Genomic DNA, 18,288 nt, shown 5'->3' with positions numbered 1-18,288 from the left:
GCCATGCCTACATTGATTGACTGTTCAATAAAAAAAGAAAACGGCATGGGAATGCCGTTTTTGCCGGGTCGGATTGCGACGCGCTGCAGGTCGCAAATACGCATGAGGCGGGGGCTGGGGATTTCGGTAGCACTCGCCGGTCACGCTACCGGCGGTGCGTTGCGCCAAACGGTAACGCTCGTGGTTGGGACGGGACGAGCGTACCGGTGCGCCAGAATGTGGCGTTTTTACGACCGGGTGGTCGATTTTGGGCTCAGCACTCGATGCTGCTGACGGCCAGGCCGCCGCGCGAGGTTTCCTTGTACTTGTCGTGCATGTCGGCGCCGGTGTCGCGCATGGTGCGGATCACCTGGTCGAGGCTGATGAAGTGCTGGCCGTCACCGCGCAGGGCCATCTGCGCGGCGTTGATGGCTTTCACCGCGGCGATGGCGTTGCGTTCGATGCAGGGCACCTGAACCAGCCCGCCGACCGGGTCGCAGGTCAGGCCGAGGTTGTGCTCCAGGCCGATCTCGGCGGCGTTCTCGACCTGCTCGGGGCTGGCGCCGAGCACTTCGGCGAGGCCCGCCGCGGCCATGGCGCAGGCCGAGCCCACTTCACCCTGGCAGCCGACTTCGGCGCCGGAGATGGACGCGTTCTTCTTGCACAGGATGCCGACGGCGGCGGCGGCCAGTAAGTAGTCGGTGACGTCGTTGTCGCTGGCGTCGGGGTTGAAGCGCATGTAGTAGTGGAGCACCGCCGGGATGATCCCCGCGGCGCCGTTGGTGGGCGCGGTGACCATGCGCCCGCCGGCGGCGTTCTCCTCGTTCACCGCCAGGGCGAACAGGTTGACCCATTCCATGGCGCTCAAGGTCGAGCCGATGACGTTGGGCTTGCCGATCTCCAGCAGGTTGCGGTGCAGGCGCGCGGCGCGGCGCTGCACATTGAGCCCGCCGGGGAGGATGCCTTCGTGACGCAGGCCGGCATCGACGCAATCGCGCATGGCCTGCCAGATCGCCTTGAGGCCTTCGCGGATGTCGGTTTCGCTGCGCCACATGCGCTCGTTAGCCATCATCAGCTCGGACACGCGCAGGTTGTGGCGGCGGCACAGGGTGAGCAGTTCGGCGGCGCTGGAGAAGTCGTAGGGCAGGACGGTGTTGTCGGTGTCGAGGCTGCCGGAGGCGGCCTGCTCTTCGTCGACGACGAAGCCGCCGCCGATGGAGTAATAGGTATCGCTGTGCAGCTCGCCTTCGTTGTCGAAGGCGGTCAGGCGCATGGCGTTGGGGTGGTAGGGCAGGTTCTCGTCGAGCAGGCGCATGTCGCGCACCCAGTCGAAAGGCACGGGATGGGTGCCGGCCAGCAGCAGCTCGCCGCTCTCCCGCAGCGCGGCCATGCGCGGTTCGATCTGCTGCGGGTCGATACGGTCGGGCCATTCGCCCATCAGGCCCATGATGGTTGCGCGGTCGGTGCCGTGGCCGACGCCGGTGGCCGACAGCGAGCCGTACAGGCGGACTTCCACACGGCGGGTGCGTTCGAGCAGCCGGCGCTCGCCCAGGTGGCCGACGAACAGCGCGGCGGCGCGCATGGGGCCTACGGTATGCGAGCTTGAGGGGCCGATACCGATCTTGAACAGGTCGAACACACTGATTGCCATGCCGAACTCCGAGCGGGCTGCATCCTGCGAGGGTGGGGGCGTGGGCACGTCCCTGTGCCCGCGTTGCGCCGTCATCATCGACCCAAGCGCCGGCGCGGCCCCTTCCGGCACCGACTTGGCCATATCCAAAAGCGCCGTGGACGCCGTGCGGCAAGGCGCGGCCGCGGCAACGCCGGCGCTGGTGTTCCGCCGACGACGAGGTCATGTCTGGACGCGACATCCCGGCGCCGGACGTCGATTGGTCGATAGGCGCGGGAATCCACCTTGCCCCATGATCCGATCCCGACGAACGGTATCGGACCGTGCGCGCCCCCCTTTCTCCGCAGTCAGAGGCTGGTCTCATGAAGAGTCTTGTGTCGTCGCTGTTGGCGTTATCCGTGGTACTGCCGGGCGTTGCCCGGGCTGCCGAGCCGGAATCCTGTGCCGTCGTGCGTTTCGCCGACGTGGGCTGGACCGATATCACCGTCACCACGGCGGTTACCCGCCTGGTGCTCGCCCACCAGGGCTACCGCACCAAGGTCGAACGGATGTCCGTGCCGGACACCTACAAGGCCATGGCGGAGGGCAAGATCGACGTGTTCCTCGGCAACTGGATGCCGAGCATGGCGGGCGACATCAAGCCCTACGCCGACAAGGGCACGGTGGAAACCGTGCGGGCCAACCTCGAAGGCGCCAAGTACACCCTGGCGGTGCCGCAGTATGCCTATGACGCGGGCCTGAAGAGCTTCGCCGACATCGCGAAGTTCAGGGAGCAACTGGGCGGCCGCATCTACGGCATCGAGCCGGGCAACGACGGCAACCAGCTGATCCAGAAGATGATCAACGACAAGGCCTTCGGCCTGGGCGACTTCAAGCTGGTGGAGTCCAGCGAGGCGGACATGCTGGCCTACGTGAAGCGCGCCGGGGCGCTGAAACAGCCGATCGTGTTCCTCGGCTGGGAACCTCACCCGATGAATACGCGTCTTCAAATGAAGTACCTGGACGGCGGCGATGCCTACTTCGGGCCGAATTATGGCGGCGCCACGGTCTTCACCAACGTCAGGGCAGGCTATCTTCAGGAGTGCCCGAATGTCGCGCGGCTGCTGAAGAACCTGAAATTCGACCTGGCGATGGAGAACCAGCTGATGGATGCGGTGCTCAACGAGCGGCGCAATCCGCGGCAGGCCGCCAAGAGCTGGCTGAAGGCCAATCCGCAGGTGCAGGACATGTGGCTGCAGGGTGTCGCACCGAGTGCTTCGGGCAGTACGGCAGAGGGTTCGAAGTCCCTCGCGAAGGACTGATCACGACCCTCGCAGGTCGCCTGGACCGGGCCTTTGAATTGGATGCGACATGCCTGGTGCTGAATGCGACTTCGCCTGCACTGGTTGCGACGCACCCGGTATGCGGCGAATTTTTCCTGTTCCATGATCGATTACGAAATGACGAAAAAAGGGCCTGAATCGCTGGCCCTACCAATAAAACAAGAGTCCGCCGCGCCCACTGCGGGAAGCGCCGGCGCCCCACCCCGCAGAGGAGTACGTCCATGAAAGGTTGCAAGTCTTTGCTGCTGGCTGTGTCCATTTGCGCGCCGCTGGCGGTTCAGGCCGCTGAACCTGAGTCGTGCGGCACGGTCCGCTTCTCCGACGTCGGCTGGACCGACATCACCGTGACCACGGCTACCACCCGCCAGGTGCTCGAATCGCTTGGCTACACCACCAAGGTGACCATGCTGTCCGTGCCGGTGACCTACAAGTCGCTGGCGAACAAGGACATGGACGTGTTCCTCGGCAACTGGATGCCGAGCATGGCCAACGACATCAAGCCCTACGCCGACAACGGCAGCGTGGAAACCGTGCGGGCCAACCTCGAAGGCGCCAAGTACACCCTGGCGGTCACCCAGGCGGCCTATGACGGCGGCCTGAAGTCCTTCGCCGACATTTCCAAGTTCGCCGACAAGCTGGACAGCAAGATCTACGGCATCGAGCCGGGCAACGACGGCAACCGTCTGGTCCAGGGCATGCTCGACAAGAACCAGTTCAACCTGGGCAAATTCAAGCTGGTGGAGTCCAGCGAGGCCGGCATGCTCTCGCAGGTCGGACGCGCCGACCGCCGCAACCAGTGGATCGTGTTCCTGGGCTGGGAACCGCATCCGATGAACACCCGCTTCAAGATGAAGTACCTCGAAGGCGGCGATGACGTGTTCGGTCCCAACTACGGCGGCGCGACCATCTACACCAACGTCCGCAAGGGTTACGTCCAGGAGTGCCCGAACGTCGGCAAGCTGCTGACCAACCTGACCTTCACCCTGGAGATGGAAAACAAACTCATGGACGCCGTGCTCAACGGGGGCAAGAAGCCCGAAGAGGCGGCAAAAGCCTGGTTGAAGGACCATCCGGAACTGCTCGACGCCTGGCTCGCCGGCGTGACCACCCGTGACGGCAAACCGGCCTTGGCGGCAGCCAAGGTGGCATTCGCGAAGTAAGTGCCGAAGTAATTGTCGTTGGCCGATTCCTCAAGCTTCTGATGGGCCCGCATTATGTTTCTGACTGACCACAAGCTCCCGCTGGGCGAACACATCGCCGCCTTCGTCGATTGGCTCACCCAGCATGGCGCCGCGTTTTTCGACAAGATCTCCGACACCCTTGAGTTCCTGATTCACGCTGTCACCAACAGCCTGCTCTGGTTCAACCCGCTGGCCCTGATCGCGCTAATGGTCATCCTGGTGTTCTACATCCAGCGCAGCTGGGGGCTGGCGGCGTTCGCGCTGGCCTCGCTGCTGCTGATCCTCAACCTGGGGTACTGGCAGGAGACCATGGAGACCCTGGCGCAGGTGATCTTCGCCACGGTCGTGTGTATCGCCATCGGGGTGCCGCTGGGCATCCTGGCGGCGCACAAGCCCTGGTTCTACACCGCCCTGCGCCCCCTGCTGGACCTGATGCAGACGGTGCCCACCTTCGTCTACCTGATCCCGACCCTGACCCTGTTCGGCCTGGGTGTGGTGCCGGGCCTGATTTCCACGGTGATCTTCGCCATCGCCGCGCCCATCCGCCTGACCTGCCTGGGTATCCAGGACGTGCCGGCGGAGCTGATGGACGCCGGCAAGGCCTTCGGTTGCTCGCGCTGGCAGCTGCTGACCCGTATCGAACTGCCCCACGCCATGCCCAGCATCGGCGCCGGGATCACGCAATGCATCATGTTGTCGCTGTCGATGGTGGTTATCGCCGCGCTGGTGGGTGCCGATGGCCTGGGTAAACCCGTGGTCAACGCGCTCAACACGGCGGACATTTCCCTCGGCTTCGAGGCCGGTCTGGCCATCGTCCTGCTCGCCATCCTGCTCGACCGGGTGTGCAAGCAACGTTCGCTGCGGGGGAGGTAAGCACTATGTCGGCGATTCGATTCGAACATGTGGATGTGATTTTCGGCACCCACACCAAGGAAGCCATCAAGCTGCTGGACCAGGGCATGGGCCGCGAGGAAATCCTCAAGCGCACCGGCCAGGTCCTGGGGGTGGAGGACGCCAACCTCGACGTCAACCGCGGCGAAATCTGCGTGATGATGGGGCTCTCCGGCTCGGGCAAATCCAGCCTGTTGCGCTGCATCAACGGCCTCAACCGGGTCAGCCGCGGCAAGCTCTTGATCGAGCACGAAGGCCAGCAGGTGGATATCGCCAACTGCTCGCCGGCAACGCTCAAGACCATGCGCACCAAGCGCATCGCCATGGTGTTCCAGAAGTTCGCGCTGATGCCCTGGCTGACCGTGGCCGAGAACATCGGCTTCGGCCTGGAGATGCAGGGCCGCCCGGCCAACGAGCGGAAGAAGGTGATCGACGAGAAGCTGGAGCTGGTCGGCCTGTCGCAATGGCGCGACAAGCGTCCGGACTCGCTCTCCGGCGGCATGCAGCAGCGCGTGGGCCTGGCCCGTGCGCTGGCGATGGATGGCGACATCCTGCTGATGGACGAACCCTTCTCCGCGCTGGACCCGCTGATCCGCCAGCAGCTGCAGGATGAGCTGCTGGTGCTGCAACGCCAGCTGCACAAGACCATCGTCTTCGTCAGCCACGACCTGGACGAGGCGCTGAAGATCGGTACGCGCATCGCGATCATGAAGGACGGCCGCATCATCCAGCACGGCAAGCCCGAGGAAATCGTGCTCAGCCCGGCGGACGACTACGTGCGCACCTTCGTCGCCCACACCAACCCGCTCAACGTGCTGTGCGGTTCCAGCCTGATGCGTGGCCTGGACCAGTGCCGCCGCCAGGCCGACGAGGTGTGCTTCGACCAGGGCCGCGACTGCTGGATCGGCCTGACCGAGACGAACCAGATCAAGGCCGCTCGCCAGGGCAGCAACATCATCGACCTGCAGCGCTGGCAGCCGGGCGATGCGGTGGAGAAGCTCAAGCACGAGCCGACCCTGGTGGACGTCAACATCCGCATGCGCGACGCGCTGCAGATCCGCTACCAGACCGGCCACAAGCTGGTGCTGCAGGAACAGAACCGCGTAGTGGGCGTGCTCGGCGACAGCGAGCTGTACCACGCGCTGCTGGGCAAGAACCTGGGCTGACGGGGCTCGGGGCACTCGACGCCGGCTCGCCGAGAGGTGAGCCGGCGTTTTTATTGGTGCGGATGGGGCGGTTTGCGCAGCGTTGCCGGGAATCGCGGACGGAGTCCGCTCCTACAGGCTGAGCCGACGCTGCTTATCGTAGGAGTGGATCTTATCCGCGAAATCCATCGCGGATGACGCTGTTCCCACAGGGAAATGCCCACGCTTTGCGCCCGCGTAGGAGCGGACTCCGTCCGCGATAGCTCAGCATTGGGCCAGGATCGCGGGCATGGCTCGTGGGGGCTTCTCTTCCTACAAGGGCTGGAGCCCTGCGGTCAGTGCTTGAGGTCGGCCAGCCCCTTGAGCAGCGCTTCGTGGAAGCGCTTCGGGTCCTGGATCTGCGGCGCATGGCCGAGGTCGTCGAACTCCACCAGCGTGGCGTTGGGGATCGCCTCGGCGGTCTGCTTGCCCAGCTCGGCGTAGTTGCCCAGCCTGGCCTTCAGCTCGGCTGGCGCGAGGTCCTTGCCGATGGCGGTGTTGTCCCGGGTGCCGATCAGCAGAAGGGTCGGCATCTTCAGCTGGCCGAATTCGTAGACCACCGGCTGGGTGAAGATCATGTCGTAGAGCAGCGCCGAGTTCCACGCCACGCGTTCGTGGCCGGCGCCGTTGAACAGGCCGGCGAGCATGTTCACCCACTTGTCGTACTCCGGCTTCCACTGGCCGGCGTAGTAGGTCGCCTGCTCGTACTGGCGGATGCCTTCGGCGCTGGTCTTGAGCTCGCGCTCGTACCACTGGTCCGGGGTGCGGTAGGGCACGCCCAGGGCCTTCCAGTCCTCAAGGCCGATGGGGTTGACCATCGCCAGCTGCTCCACCTGCTGCGGGTACATCAGCGCGTAGCGGGTGGCGAGCATGCCGCCGGTGGAGTGACCCAGCAGGGTGACCTTGCCGATCTTCAGGTGCTCCAGCAGGGCGTGGGTATTGGTCGCCAGCTGCTGGAAGCTGTACTGGTAGCGCTCGGGCTTGGTGGACTTGCAGAAGCCGATCTGGTCCGGCGCCACCACCCGGTAGCCGGCGTCGCTCAGCGCGGCGATGGTGGATTCCCAGGTGCCGGCGCAGAAGTTCTTGCCGTGCAGCAGCACCACGGTGCGGCCGTTGGGCTGCTTCTTGGGCTTCACGTCGATGTAGGCCATGTGCATGTGGTGGCCCTGGGAGGCGAAGCTGTAGTGACCGACCGGGAAGGCGTACTGGAAGCGCTCCAGCTCCGGGCCGTAGGTGGGCTTGGTTTCGGCGGCGTGCAACGGCAGGGTGGTGGCCAGTAGCAGGGCGGGTAGCCAGCGGCGCATCGGGAGCTCTCCGGGTGGTTTGGGCACGGATCAGACAGCGGCAAAGCCAATAGGTTGGCAGATTTTGCAGCCGGACGCCGCATCGGCTGAGTTCGAAGTGTTCTCGATACCCACGCCGCCGGCCAACCCAGATGCAGGGCGTATGACGCTCCGCGTTATACGCCGTTTGGCCTTGGTATCCGACCACTCCGCGTTCGAACCCGAAGTGCGGTTCCAGGGCGCTTCGAGCATGACCGTGAAGTGGATGATGGCCCGGTGAAACGGCGTACAACCGCTGCCTCAGGCCGCGCTCACGCCGCCGGTGAGCCAGTCGATGAACAGCGAGAACAGCTCAGCCTGGGAGTTGATCTCCAGCTTGGTGTAGAGGTGCTTGCGGTGCATGCGCACCGTTTCCGGGGAGATGTCGAGCACCCGTGCGCTGGACTTCACCGAATGGCCGCGCAGCAGCAGGTGGGCGATTTCCCGTTCGCGTTCGGTCAACAGGTCCGCGCCGAAGTTCATGAAGGCGGCGCGGATGTGCCGGTTCAGCGGTGCCTGCGCCGCTTGTGCACTGCCTTCACCGTGCCCGGCCAGCAGCAGGTCGAGGCCGCCGTTGCGCTCGAACTGACGGATCAGTTCGCGCACCAGTGGCAGGGCGCCGGCCAGCAGGTCCAGCTGGGTCTCGCTGAAGCGTGCGCCGCTGTTGCCCTGGTAGAGGCACAGGGAAACCTTGCGCGCCTCGCCCAGGTCGACGATGAAGTGACAGTCCTCGGTGCAGCCGCAGCGCAGGTAGTAGGTCTTGTAGTACTCGCTGGCGAAGAAGTCGTCCGGGGCGATATCCGCCAGTGGGTAGAAACCTTCGGTGAGGCCGTCTTCCATGGCCAGGCAGAAGGGGTCGAGCAGGTAGCCGCGGGCGTAGTAGCGGTCGATCAGCGCCTCGTGGTGCGCCGGGGCGATGCCGCGCTGGTACAGCGGCTGTGGCGGCTGCCCGCGCTGCTCCAGGCCGAGCATCATCGATTCCACCGGCACCAGGCAGTCCAGCGCCTCGGCCAGGCGTTCGACGAAGGCCACGTCGCCCACGCTGGCCATGGCGCGCGCCAGCCCCGCATGCCAGGCATGCAGGGCTGGTGCGTCGGACGATTCGCTCAGTGCCTGGGATTCGCTCATGTCCGGCAGTCTAAAGGGCTGCCGGGGTGTAGGCAAAATCATCAGTGCCCCGCGTAATCACCGCTGCGCTTGAGGTCTTCAGCCGCTTCGAGGATCGATTCGCGCAGGGTGTCGACGATCTCGTCGACCTGCTCGCGGGTGATGGTCAGCGGCGGCGACATCACGTTCAGGTGCACGATCGGCCGTACCAGCAGGCCGCGGGCCTGGGCGCGCAGGTGGATCTTCTCGCCGATGTTCAGCTCCTCGGGGAACAGCGTCTTGCTGCGCTTGTCGGCGACGAACTCGACGCAGGCCATCAGCTTCTGGCAGCGCACGCTGCCCACCAGCGGCAGCCCGGCCAGTTCCTGCAGACGCTGCTCCAGGTAGGCGCCGACGTCCTTGACGTGCTCCAGCAGGTTCTCGCGCTCGATGATCTCGATGTTCTTCAGCGCCGAGACGCAGCTCACCGGGTGTCCGCTGTAGGTGAAACCGTGGGCGAAGCAGCGGCCCTGGTCGGCTTCGGCGATCACCTTCCAGATGCGCTCGGAGAAGATGCACGCACCCAGCGGCAGGTAGCCGGAGGTCAGGCCCTTGGCGGTGGTGATGATGTCCGGCTGCATGCCGAACACGTCCTCGGAGGCGAAGAAGGCGCCGAGGCGGCCGAAGGAGGTCACCACTTCGTCGGCGACGTAGAGGACGTCGTACTGCTGGCACACCTCCCACATGCGCTTGTGGTAGCCCTTGGGCGGGATGATCACGCCGCCCGAGCCCATGATCGGTTCGGCGAAGAAGGCCGCCACCTTGTCTGCGCCCAGCTCGAGGATCTTGTCCTCGAATTCCTTCACCAGGAATTCGAGGAAGTCGCCTTCGGTCATCCCTTCCGGCGCGCGGTAGGGGTTCGGGCAGGAAATGTGGTGGATGACGTCCTTGAGGAAGTCGAACTCGGCCGGGTGGTCGGCGACCTTGCCGCCCAGGGACATGGTGAGGAAGGTCGAGCCGTGGTAGGCGTTGACCCGGCTGATGATGTGCTTCTTCTCACGCTTGCCGCGGCAGTTCTGGTAGTACTGGATCAGCCGGTAGGCGGTGTCCACGGCGGTGGAGCCGCCGGTGGTGAGGAACACATGGTCGAGGTCGCCCGGCGCCAGTTGCGCGAGCTTCTCGCAGAGCTGGATGGCGGTGACGTTGGCCATGTCGCAGAAGGGGTTGGAGTAGGCCAGCCGGCGCACCTGCTCGGCGATGGCGTCGGCCATTTCCGTGCGGCCCAGGCCGATGTTGGTGCACCACATGCCGCCCACGGCATCCAGGTAGCGATTGCCCTTGGTGTCGTAGATATAGGCGCCCTCGCCGGCGGCGATGTTCAGCGCACCGTTGACACGGTGATCGTCGAACACGTGGTAGCCGTGCACGTAGTGGGCTTTGTCGGCGGCGACCAGCTGCTCGTCGTTGAACTGGGCGAAGAAGGCTGGGGTTGGGGTGGTCATCGTCTGTACCTCGAAATTACGGTTCGTCGTGCGAGTCCTTGCCCTCTCCCTGACCCTCTCCCTGAAGGGAGAGGGGACCGTTCGGAGTACTCGGTGACTACGAAGGTCATTGCGGGCCCGCTGCCAGCGGGGCATCAGGAAGATGACTTCCATGAACCCTGCTGCGGGCTGCCCCCTCTCCCTTCAGGGAGAGGGCTGGGGAGAGGGGGCTTTGGGACTGACTGATCAGGTTCCGGTTTTCACCGCAGCCCAGGTGCGGGTGATCAGGCGAGTGGCCTTGGGGTTCTGCACCTTCTGGGTGAACAGCCGGGCGCGGGTCTCGGCGTCGGGATAGATCGCCGGGTCGTTGCGCACTTCGGCGGTGAGCATGGGTTTGGCGGCGGCGTTGCTCGAGGCATAGCGGATGTAGTCGCTGACGGCTGCGGCCACCTTGGGCTGGAGCATGTACTCGATGAACTTGTGGGCGTTGGCCACATGCGGCGCATCGGCCGGGATGTAGAAGTCATCGAACCAGATCAGCGAGCCTTCCTTGGGCACGAAGTAGCCCAGCTTCACCTTGGCGCCGGCCTCGTCGGCGCGGGCCTGGGCGGTGGCGTAGTCGCCGGACCAGGTCATGGCCATGCACTGGTCGCCGTTGGCCAGGCCGTTGAGGTAGCTGGTGGAGTCGAACTTGCGGATGTACGGACGGATCGACTGCAGCAGGTCCTGGGCGGCCTTCAGGTCCTCGGGCAGGGCGCTGTTGGGGTCGCGCTTGAGGTAGGCCAGGGCCAGGGGGATCACGTCGGTGGGCGAGTCGATGATGGTCACCCCGCAATCGCGAATTTCGACACGATCTTCGGATCGAACAGCATCGCCAGCGAGCCGATGGGCGCGTCGGGCATGCGCTGCTTGATCTTGTCGATGTTGTAGGTGATGCCGTTGCTGCCCCAGGTATAAGGCGCCGAGTACTGCACGCCCGGATCGTAGTGATCCAGGTGCTTGAGCACCTCGGGGTCGAGGTTGTTCCAGCTCGGCAGCCTGGACTTGTCCAGCGGCTGGAACACGCCCGCTTTCAGCAGCGGCGGCACCAGGGCGGCATTCAGTACCACCAGGTCGTAGCCGGAGCGGCCGGGCAGCAGCTTGCCCTGCACGGTCTCATAGGAGTCGAAGGTGTCGTAGACCACCTTGATGCCGGTGGCCTTCTCGAAGTCGGCGATGGTGTGTTCGCCGATATAGTCGGACCAGTTGTACAGCCGCAGCGTATTGGCGCTACTGCTGTCTTCCCCGTGGCCCAGCGCCGGCAAGGTCGCCAGCGCCGCGCTCAATACTGCAGCGAGGGTCTTCTGCATGTCAGTCCACCTGTTGTTGTTGTGTTCGCTGATGGGGCCACTCTCGGCCACACCCGGTTGGCGGACCATTCCCCGAACGGGTAGGTAGGGTCTGTTACTGTGTCAGCACCCGTGTCGAAACGACCGCAGACCCCGGGGCTGGCATCTTGTCGAACAATCGTTCAAATTCTCCCCATACCCCACTCGGAATCACAGGAATGAACCAGGAAGTCCGCTTTTCCCGACTGGAGCCCGAACAGCGCAAGGCGTTGCTGATCGAGGCGACGCTCGCCTGCCTGAAGCGCCATGGCTTCCAGGGTGCGTCGATCCGCAAGATCTGCGCCGAGGCCGGGGTCTCGGTGGGGCTGATCAACCACCACTATTCGGGCAAGGACGAATTGGTGGCCGAGGCCTACCTGACCGTCACCGGACGGGTGATGCAACTGCTGCGCGAGGCCATCGCCGAGGCGGCGCCCGATGCCCGTGCGCGGCTGTCGGCGTTCTTCCGTGCGTCGTTCTCCGCCGAACTGCTCGACCCGCAGCTGCTGGATGCCTGGCTGGCGTTCTGGGGCGCGGTAAAGACCGCCGAGGAAATCAACAAGGCGCACGACCATTCCTACGGCGAGTACCGCTCGTTGCTGGCGCAGGCGCTGAATGAGCTGGCGAAGGAGCAGGGCTGGTCCGACTTCGATGCCGACCTCGCCGCCATCGCCCTGAGCGCCCTGCTCGATGGCCTGTGGCTGGAGTCCGGCCTGAACCCCAATACCTTCACCCCGGAGCAGGGCGTGCAGATCTGCGAAGCCTGGGTGGATGGCCTGCAGCACGGCGGCCGGCAGCGCTTCAGCCGTGCGGCGGCGGCCTGTTGATCGATTGTTCAGTGGCCGGTAACCTGCTGCCTCCGCAGGACCGGTCCTTCAGACCTCTCTAGACTAATAACAAGAATTGCCCCGCACACAGCGGTGGCGTCAGCAGGGTATTGCGATGACTTCCCGTGTACTGATCGTCGACGACGATCCGGTGGTTCGCGAGCTCCTCCAGGCTTACCTCGGCGAGGAAGGCTACGACGTGCTCTGCGCGGGCACCGCCGAACAGGCCGAGGCGCACCTGGCCGAGGCCGAGCAGGCCGAACAGCCCATCGACCTGGTGATGCTCGACATCCGCCTGCCCGGCAAGGACGGCCTGACCCTGACCCGTGAGCTGCGCGTGCGCTCGGAGGTCGGCATCATCCTGATCACCGGTCGCAACGACGACATCGACCGCATCGTCGGCCTGGAATGCGGCGCCGACGACTATGTGATCAAGCCGCTCAACCCGCGCGAGCTGGTGTCTCGGGCGAAGAACCTGATCCGTCGCGTGCGCCACGCCCGTCAGGGCCCGGCTACCCAGCCGGCGCGGCAGAACCACAAGCGCTTCGCCCACTGGACGCTCGACCCCGACCGCCGCCGCCTGATCGACCGCGACGGCAACGAAACCCCGCTGACCCACGGCGAGTTCCAGCTGCTCTGCGTGTTCCTGCGCAACACCGGCCACACCCTCAGTCGCGACCAGCTGATGGACCAGATCCGCAACCGCGAATGGCTGCCCAACGACCGCTCCATCGACGTGCTGGTCGGCCGCCTGCGCCGCAAGCTGCGCGACGACCCGGCCGAGCCCGAGCTGATCATCACCATCCACGGCGCCGGCTACCTGTTCACCGCCACGCCTGTCGATGCCTGAGTTGGATCGATGATTTCAGGGGGCGTAGGACAGTCCCCTCTCCCTTCAGGGAGAGGGCTAGGGAGAGGGCAATCGCCTCGCCGCTATCTCCAGCAGCTATTCGCTTTGTTCGCTCTGGCATTTTCTGCCATCACCCAAGCCGCCCAACCCATCCGCTACTGCGATTACCCCGTATACCCGCCCATCTCCTGGAGCGACGGCCATGAGGTGCGTGGCCTGGCGCCGCAGACCGTGCGCAGCGTGCTCGGCGAGCTGGGCTACGAGGTGCGGACCGTGGTGCTGGGCAACTGGAAGCGCTGCCTGCTGGACGCCGCCGAAGGCCGCGTCGATGTGGTGCTTGCCTACCAGACGCCGCAGCGCGACGGCGGCCTGGTGTTCTCCCGCGTGCCGGTGCTGCGCGAGGAAGTGGCGATCTTCTACAACCGCCGCAAGCCGGTGCGCTTCGACCAGCTGGGCGACCTCGCCCACTACCGGGGCGGGCTGCTGTTCGGCGAAAGCTACGGGCCGGCGTTCGACCGCCTCATCGCCGAGCATGGCAACGTCGAATGGGTCTCCGACAGCCGGCAGAACTTCGGCAAGCTGATCCGCCAGCGCATCGACTTCATCGCCCATGAGCGGCGTACCGGCACCCTGTTCGTCGAGCAGTTGGCCGGCGGCGAGGACATCGCCGCGCTGCCCCGGCCGCTGACCGTGGATTACTTGCGCATCGCCGTGTCGCGCCATTCGCCGCTGGCCGCGCGGATGAACGAGATCGACGCGGCATTGAAGAAACGCGTGGACGACGGCAGCGTGGCGCGCTGGCTGGACGACAGCGAACGTGGCTACCGGGCCATGCTCGCCGGCGACGGGGTGCCGCGTTGAAACTGCCCGGCGGCCTGGCCCGGCGCCTGCTGCTGCGGGTGTTGCTGTTCAGCCTGTGCTTCACCGTGCTGGCCAGCGCCGTGCAGCTGTACTTCGAATACCGCCGCGAGATGCGTGACATCGATGCGCGCCTGGAACTGATCCGCGTCGGCTACCTGGCCAGCTTCGAACGCAGCCTCTGGGACCTCAACCAGGAGCAGCTCAACGTGCAGTTGCACGGCCTGGCCGACTTCCCCGACATCGCCCAGGTGCGCCTGCGCAGCGTCGACTTCAACCTGGCGCAGGACGCCGAGGTGAAGCACGGCCCGTTCCGCGTCGAGCACTACGCCCTGGCCTTCCAGCCGCCGGATGGCGAGCGCCGCGCCCTGGGTGAACTGGAAATCAGCATCGACCTCGGCGCGGTCTACCGTCGCCTGCTGCACGGCGGCCTGACCAACCTGCTGTGGATGGGCGCGTTCCTCTGCGGCCTGGCGGTGGCGCTGAGCTGGCTGTTCCACAGCCTGGTCACCCGCCACCTGCGCGCCATGGCCGACTTCGTCCGCGGCCTCACCGGCGGCGACCTGCAGACCGAGCTGGCGCTGCACAAGCGTCGTCATGAGGACGAGATCGACACCGTCGCCGACGCCCTCGACGACCTGCGCCGCGCCCTGCGCGCCGAGCTGCGGCGCCGCGAGGCCGACCGCGCCGCCCTGCAGAGCAAGCGCGACGAGCTGCAACGCCGGGTCGAGCGGCGCACCGCCAGCCTGCGCCGTGCCAAGGAGGACGCCGAGGAGGCCAACCGCGCCAAGAGCCGCTTCCTCGCCACCATGAGCCACGAAATCCGCACGCCGCTCAACGGCATCCTCGGCATGGCCGAACTGCTGCGCGCCGCGCCCCTGGGTGAACAGGACCGGCGCCGGTTGCAGGCGCTGTCCACAGCCGGCGAGGGGCTGCTGGCGATCCTCAACGAGGTGCTGCACTTCGCCAAGCTGGAGGACGGCGCCAGCCAGCCGGAGCCGGTGGACTTCTCCCTGCGCCGCCTGCTGGACGACGTGGTGACCCTGCTGGAGCCGCGTGCCGAAGGCAACGGCATCTGCCTGCGCCTGCGCGTCGACCCGCAGGTGCAGGACGCCTGCCGGGGCGCCGAACAGTTCCTGCGCCAGGTGCTGAGCAACCTGCTGGCCAACGCGGTGAAGTTCACCGAGGACGGCGAGGTGCTGCTGGAGGTGACGCTGCTGGAACGCGGCGAGGCCTGGCAGCGCCTGCGTTTTGCGGTGATCGACGATGGCATCGGCATCTCCGCCGAGCAGCAGGAGAAGATCTTCCAGCGCTTCACCCAGGCCAGCGACGAGGTGGCGCGGCGCTACGGCGGCACCGGGCTGGGGCTGGCGATCAGCAAGCGCCTGGTGGAGGCCATGGGCGGCGAGATCGGCGTGGAAAGCCTGGAGGGCGAGGGCAGCACCTTCTGGTTCGAGATCGTGCTGGCGCCGGGAGATGTCCCGCGCGCTCCGCAGGTGGACGAACCGAAGCTGGCGCTGGAGGTGCTGCTGGTGGAGGACGTCGCGCTCAACCGCGAGGTCGCCCAGGGGCTGCTGGAGCGCGACGGTCATCATGTCTATCTCGCCGACGACGCCGAACCTGCCCTGGCGCTCACGGCCGAGCGCGCCTTCGACCTGATCCTGCTGGACATGCACCTGCCGGGCATGACCGGCCTCGACCTGTGCCGGGCGATCCGCAAGCAGCCCAACGGGCTCAACGCCACCACGCCGATCCACGCCTTCACCGCCAGCGTGCAGCCGGGGATGGTTCGCCGTTACTTCGAAGCGGGTATGCAGGGCGTACTGGGCAAGCCGCTGCGCCTGGATGACCTGCGCCGGGCGTTGTCCGGGGTGGCGTCCGCGCCTGTGCCGGAGGCTGTGGATAACGGGCCGCTGGACCGCCAGGTGCTCGATACCCATCGTCGTCTGCTGGGCGAGCACAAGCTGAACGAACTGCTCGCCAGTCTGTGGAAGCTGCTCGACGAGCAGTGGCCGCTGTTGCTGGAAGCCTTGCGGCAGGAGGACGCCGTGGAGGTCGCCAGTCTGGCGCATCGGTTGGCGGGGAGCTGCCGGTCGATGGGCTTGCGCGGGTTGGGGGATGGCCTGGGCGAGCTGGAGCAGGCGGCGTTGGCGGGGGATTCTCTCGGTGACTGGGCTGAGCGGTTGGAGCGGGAGAGGGGCGTTGCCTCTGAACTTTTGAAGGGCGCCCAGGCGTAGTTCCTGCGTGGGTGAGGGGGATTCCTCCGCTCCGGGTCATCCGCGGGCAGCGAACCCTGTAGGAGCGAGCTTGCTCGCGAACCCGCCCAACCCCGTCATAGCCGGCTGAATCCGTTCGCGAGCAAGAACTAGGCGTCCCCCTCGGTCCTACGAAAATCAAAAGCCTGAAACTCCCGCCCCACGCGCTCCGCACAAAATCCTTACAACTTCCTACAACTTCGATCCGCCCGAACAACGGCGTCTTACATCGCCTTCCAATAATCCGGTGGCATCCGTGCCCGAGCCACGGCCTCTGATTGATTGGAGATAACAATAATGATCCAACGTAGAGTTCCGCTCAGCCGCGCCCGCCGTTCCCTGGAGGTGCGCCATGTCTGAGTCGCAAGAGAAGATCCAGCTCACCCGCGCGCTGAAGAGCCGCCACATCTTCATGCTGTCCCTGGGCGGCGTGATCGGCACCGGCCTGTTCATGGGCTCGGGCGTCACCATCGGCTCCGGCGGCCCCATGGGCGCCATCCTCGCCTACCTGGTCGCCGGCCTGCTGATGTACCTGGTGATGGTCTGCCTGGGCGAGCTGTCCGTGCAGATGCCGGTCTCCGGCTCCTTCCAGGCCCATGCCACGCGCTTCATCGGTCCGGCCACCGGCTTCATGATCGGCTGGGTCTACTGGATGAGCTGGGCCTCCACCGTCGGCCTGGAATTCACCGCCGCCGGCATGCTGATGACCCGCTGGTTCCCCGACGTGCCGATCTGGATCTGGTCGGGCTTCTTCGTGGTCGTGCTGTTCTCCCTCAACGCCCTGGCCACCCGCGCCTTCGGTGAGGCCGAGTACTGGTTCTCGGGCATCAAGGTCGCCGCCATCCTGGCCTTCATCGTGGTCGGCCTGCTGGTGATCTTCGGCGCCATCCCGCTGAGCGATGGCACCGCCGCGCCGGGGCTGCACAACCTGGTCAGCGACGGCCTGTTCCCCAACGGCCTGTCCGCCGTGTTCGCGGTGATGATGACGGTGGTCTACGCCTTCCAGGGCTGCGAGATCATGGGCGTCGCCGCCGGCGAGACCGACCAGCCGGAAAAGAGCATCCCGCGCGCCGTGCGCAACGTGGTGTTCCGCGTGCTGATCTTCTACGTGCTGGCGATCGTCGTGCTGTCCTGCATCGTGCCGTGGAAGCAGGCCGGCCTGATGGAAAGCCCCTTCGTGCAGGTGTTCGACATGGTCGGCATTCCCTACGCCGCCGATCTGATGAACTTCGTGATCCTCACCGCCATCCTGTCCGTGGGCAACTCCGGCCTCTACGCGTCCACCCGCATCCTCTGGGCCATGTCCAAGACCGGCATGGCGCCGCGCAAGCTGTCCCAGCTGAGCGCCCGCGGCGTGCCGCTCTACGCGCTGCTGATCAGCCTGGCCTTCGCCCTGCTGTCGCTGCTGACCAGCATCGTCGCCGCCGACACCCTGTTCATGGTGCTGATGGCGGTGAGCGGGATGTCCGGCACCGTCACCTGGATCGTCATCGCCTACGCCCAGTACCGCTTCCGTCGTGAGCACATGGCCAAGGGCGGCACCGTGGCCGACCTGAAGTACGCCGCACCGCTGTTCCCGCTGATCCCGCTGGCGTGCATCGCGATCTGCTGCTCGCTGTTCGTGTTCCTCGCCCTGGACCCGACCCAGCGTCCGTCGCTGTACTGGGGCTTCGGCTTCATGGCGGCCTGCTACCTGGCCTACTACGCGCTCAAGCGCAAGCGCGGCCAGGTGCTGACCGATGAGGCGGTGCCGAGCATCGGTTGAGTCTGACTGCACCGGAAAAGCCCCGCATTGCGGGGCTTTTTCTTTGGCTCTTGGTCTTGGGCTCTTCGTAGGAGCGAGCTTGCTCGCGAACCTACCCAGCTCCGGAGTCGCCGGGACGTCCGTTCGCGAGCAAGCTCGCTCCTACAGGTACTCCACCCGTCCCATCTCTTGCTGAACAATTGTTCAAAGTTGTAACAAGCCCGCCCGCCAAGCCCCCGCAAAACCCCTCAACCCCCGCACCGAGCGGCCTTCCGCCGCTGCCAGGGGCGTTACAAGCCCCCCATTCGGGT

The 18,288-nt window shown here is 65.8% G+C and carries 13 protein-coding genes and 1 pseudogene; 9 read left to right on the top strand and 5 right to left on the bottom strand.

From position 1 onward, the window contains the following. Nucleotides 1–253 precede the first annotated feature (253 nt). Nucleotides 254–1,630: an L-serine ammonia-lyase gene (locus tag ACAW63_RS04535; protein WP_371231969.1), complete on the bottom strand. Its 1,377-nt coding sequence runs from the start codon at nucleotides 1,628–1,630 to the stop codon at nucleotides 254–256. A 341-nt stretch (nucleotides 1,631–1,971) separates the two neighbouring features. On the opposite strand from ACAW63_RS04535, the gene ACAW63_RS04530 reads away from it, so the two are divergent. The 4 genes from ACAW63_RS04530 (at nucleotide 1,972) to choV (ending at nucleotide 6,169) form a co-directional block, all read left to right on the top strand. Further along, nucleotides 1,972–2,910, top strand: coding sequence for a choline ABC transporter substrate-binding protein (locus ACAW63_RS04530; RefSeq protein WP_371231968.1), 939 nt, complete (start codon nucleotides 1,972–1,974; stop codon nucleotides 2,908–2,910). Between the two features lie 242 nt (nucleotides 2,911–3,152). Then, entirely contained in the window at nucleotides 3,153–4,091 is a 939-nt protein-coding gene (locus ACAW63_RS04525; RefSeq protein WP_275609395.1) for a choline ABC transporter substrate-binding protein, read from the top strand. 54 nt (nucleotides 4,092–4,145) lie between these two features. Beyond that, nucleotides 4,146–4,985: a choline ABC transporter permease subunit gene (gene choW, locus ACAW63_RS04520; RefSeq protein ID WP_275609394.1), complete on the top strand. Its 840-nt coding sequence runs from the start codon at nucleotides 4,146–4,148 to the stop codon at nucleotides 4,983–4,985. 5 nt (nucleotides 4,986–4,990) lie between these two features. Further along, complete coding sequence (gene choV, locus ACAW63_RS04515) at nucleotides 4,991–6,169, top strand: choline ABC transporter ATP-binding protein (RefSeq protein ID WP_371231966.1); 1,179 nt, start codon at nucleotides 4,991–4,993, stop codon at nucleotides 6,167–6,169. Between the two features lie 314 nt (nucleotides 6,170–6,483). Here choV and ACAW63_RS04510 read toward each other — a convergent pair whose 3' ends face one another. The 4 genes and pseudogenes from ACAW63_RS04510 to ACAW63_RS04495 all read right to left on the bottom strand — a co-directional run bounded on the left by ACAW63_RS04510 (nucleotide 6,484) and on the right by ACAW63_RS04495 (nucleotide 11,425). After that, nucleotides 6,484–7,491, bottom strand: a complete 1,008-nt coding sequence (locus ACAW63_RS04510; RefSeq protein ID WP_371231964.1) for an alpha/beta fold hydrolase — start codon at nucleotides 7,489–7,491, stop codon at nucleotides 6,484–6,486. Nucleotides 7,492–7,770: 279 nt separating this feature from the next. Next, nucleotides 7,771–8,637, bottom strand: a complete 867-nt coding sequence (locus ACAW63_RS04505) for a response regulator transcription factor (protein WP_371231963.1) — start codon at nucleotides 8,635–8,637, stop codon at nucleotides 7,771–7,773. Between the two features lie 41 nt (nucleotides 8,638–8,678). Next, nucleotides 8,679–10,097, bottom strand: coding sequence for an aminotransferase (locus tag ACAW63_RS04500; RefSeq protein ID WP_371231962.1), 1,419 nt, complete (start codon nucleotides 10,095–10,097; stop codon nucleotides 8,679–8,681). A gap of 225 nt (nucleotides 10,098–10,322) precedes the next feature. Continuing rightward, nucleotides 10,323–11,425, bottom strand: a pseudogene (locus ACAW63_RS04495) (polyamine ABC transporter substrate-binding protein). Nucleotides 11,426–11,622: 197 nt separating this feature from the next. On the opposite strand from ACAW63_RS04495, the gene ACAW63_RS04490 reads away from it, so the two are divergent. The 5 genes from ACAW63_RS04490 to ACAW63_RS04470 all read left to right on the top strand — a co-directional run bounded on the left by ACAW63_RS04490 (nucleotide 11,623) and on the right by ACAW63_RS04470 (nucleotide 17,998). Continuing rightward, nucleotides 11,623–12,270, top strand: a complete 648-nt coding sequence (locus tag ACAW63_RS04490) for a TetR family transcriptional regulator C-terminal domain-containing protein (protein ID WP_371231961.1) — start codon at nucleotides 11,623–11,625, stop codon at nucleotides 12,268–12,270. 109 nt (nucleotides 12,271–12,379) lie between these two features. Further along, nucleotides 12,380–13,120, top strand: a complete 741-nt coding sequence (locus tag ACAW63_RS04485; RefSeq protein ID WP_371234572.1) for a response regulator — start codon at nucleotides 12,380–12,382, stop codon at nucleotides 13,118–13,120. A gap of 105 nt (nucleotides 13,121–13,225) precedes the next feature. Next, nucleotides 13,226–13,981: a substrate-binding periplasmic protein gene (locus tag ACAW63_RS04480; RefSeq protein ID WP_371231959.1), complete on the top strand. Its 756-nt coding sequence runs from the start codon at nucleotides 13,226–13,228 to the stop codon at nucleotides 13,979–13,981. Continuing rightward, the gene (locus ACAW63_RS04475; RefSeq protein WP_371231957.1) at nucleotides 13,978–16,215 is read left to right on the top strand and encodes an ATP-binding protein; all 2,238 of its coding nucleotides are present in this window, start codon (nucleotides 13,978–13,980) and stop codon (nucleotides 16,213–16,215) included. Before ACAW63_RS04480 ends, ACAW63_RS04475 begins: the two co-directional genes overlap by 4 nt. Nucleotides 16,216–16,585: 370 nt before the next feature. Further along, nucleotides 16,586–17,998, top strand: a complete 1,413-nt coding sequence (locus ACAW63_RS04470; protein ID WP_371231955.1) for an amino acid permease — start codon at nucleotides 16,586–16,588, stop codon at nucleotides 17,996–17,998. The last annotated feature ends 290 nt before the right edge of the window (nucleotides 17,999–18,288 follow it).

The sequence above is a fragment of the Pseudomonas sp. QE6 genome, assembly GCF_041379005.1.
In the GTDB taxonomy this organism is placed as follows: domain Bacteria; phylum Pseudomonadota; class Gammaproteobacteria; order Pseudomonadales; family Pseudomonadaceae; genus Pseudomonas.
Note: the sequence above shows the minus strand (reverse complement) of the source record. Positions and strands in the feature narration are given on the sequence as shown.

Coding starts and splice junctions, on each gene's coding strand:
- ACAW63_RS04535 (WP_371231969.1), bottom strand. CDS start 1,630: ATGGCAATCAGTGTGTTCGACCTGTTCAAGATCGGTATCGGCCCCTCA.
- ACAW63_RS04530 (WP_371231968.1), top strand. CDS start 1,972: ATGAAGAGTCTTGTGTCGTCGCTGTTGGCGTTATCCGTGGTACTGCCG.
- ACAW63_RS04525 (WP_275609395.1), top strand. CDS start 3,153: ATGAAAGGTTGCAAGTCTTTGCTGCTGGCTGTGTCCATTTGCGCGCCG.
- choW (WP_275609394.1), top strand. CDS start 4,146: ATGTTTCTGACTGACCACAAGCTCCCGCTGGGCGAACACATCGCCGCC.
- choV (WP_371231966.1), top strand. CDS start 4,991: ATGTCGGCGATTCGATTCGAACATGTGGATGTGATTTTCGGCACCCAC.
- ACAW63_RS04510 (WP_371231964.1), bottom strand. CDS start 7,491: ATGCGCCGCTGGCTACCCGCCCTGCTACTGGCCACCACCCTGCCGTTG.
- ACAW63_RS04505 (WP_371231963.1), bottom strand. CDS start 8,637: ATGAGCGAATCCCAGGCACTGAGCGAATCGTCCGACGCACCAGCCCTG.
- ACAW63_RS04500 (WP_371231962.1), bottom strand. CDS start 10,097: ATGACCACCCCAACCCCAGCCTTCTTCGCCCAGTTCAACGACGAGCAG.
- ACAW63_RS04490 (WP_371231961.1), top strand. CDS start 11,623: ATGAACCAGGAAGTCCGCTTTTCCCGACTGGAGCCCGAACAGCGCAAG.
- ACAW63_RS04470 (WP_371231955.1), top strand. CDS start 16,586: ATGTCTGAGTCGCAAGAGAAGATCCAGCTCACCCGCGCGCTGAAGAGC.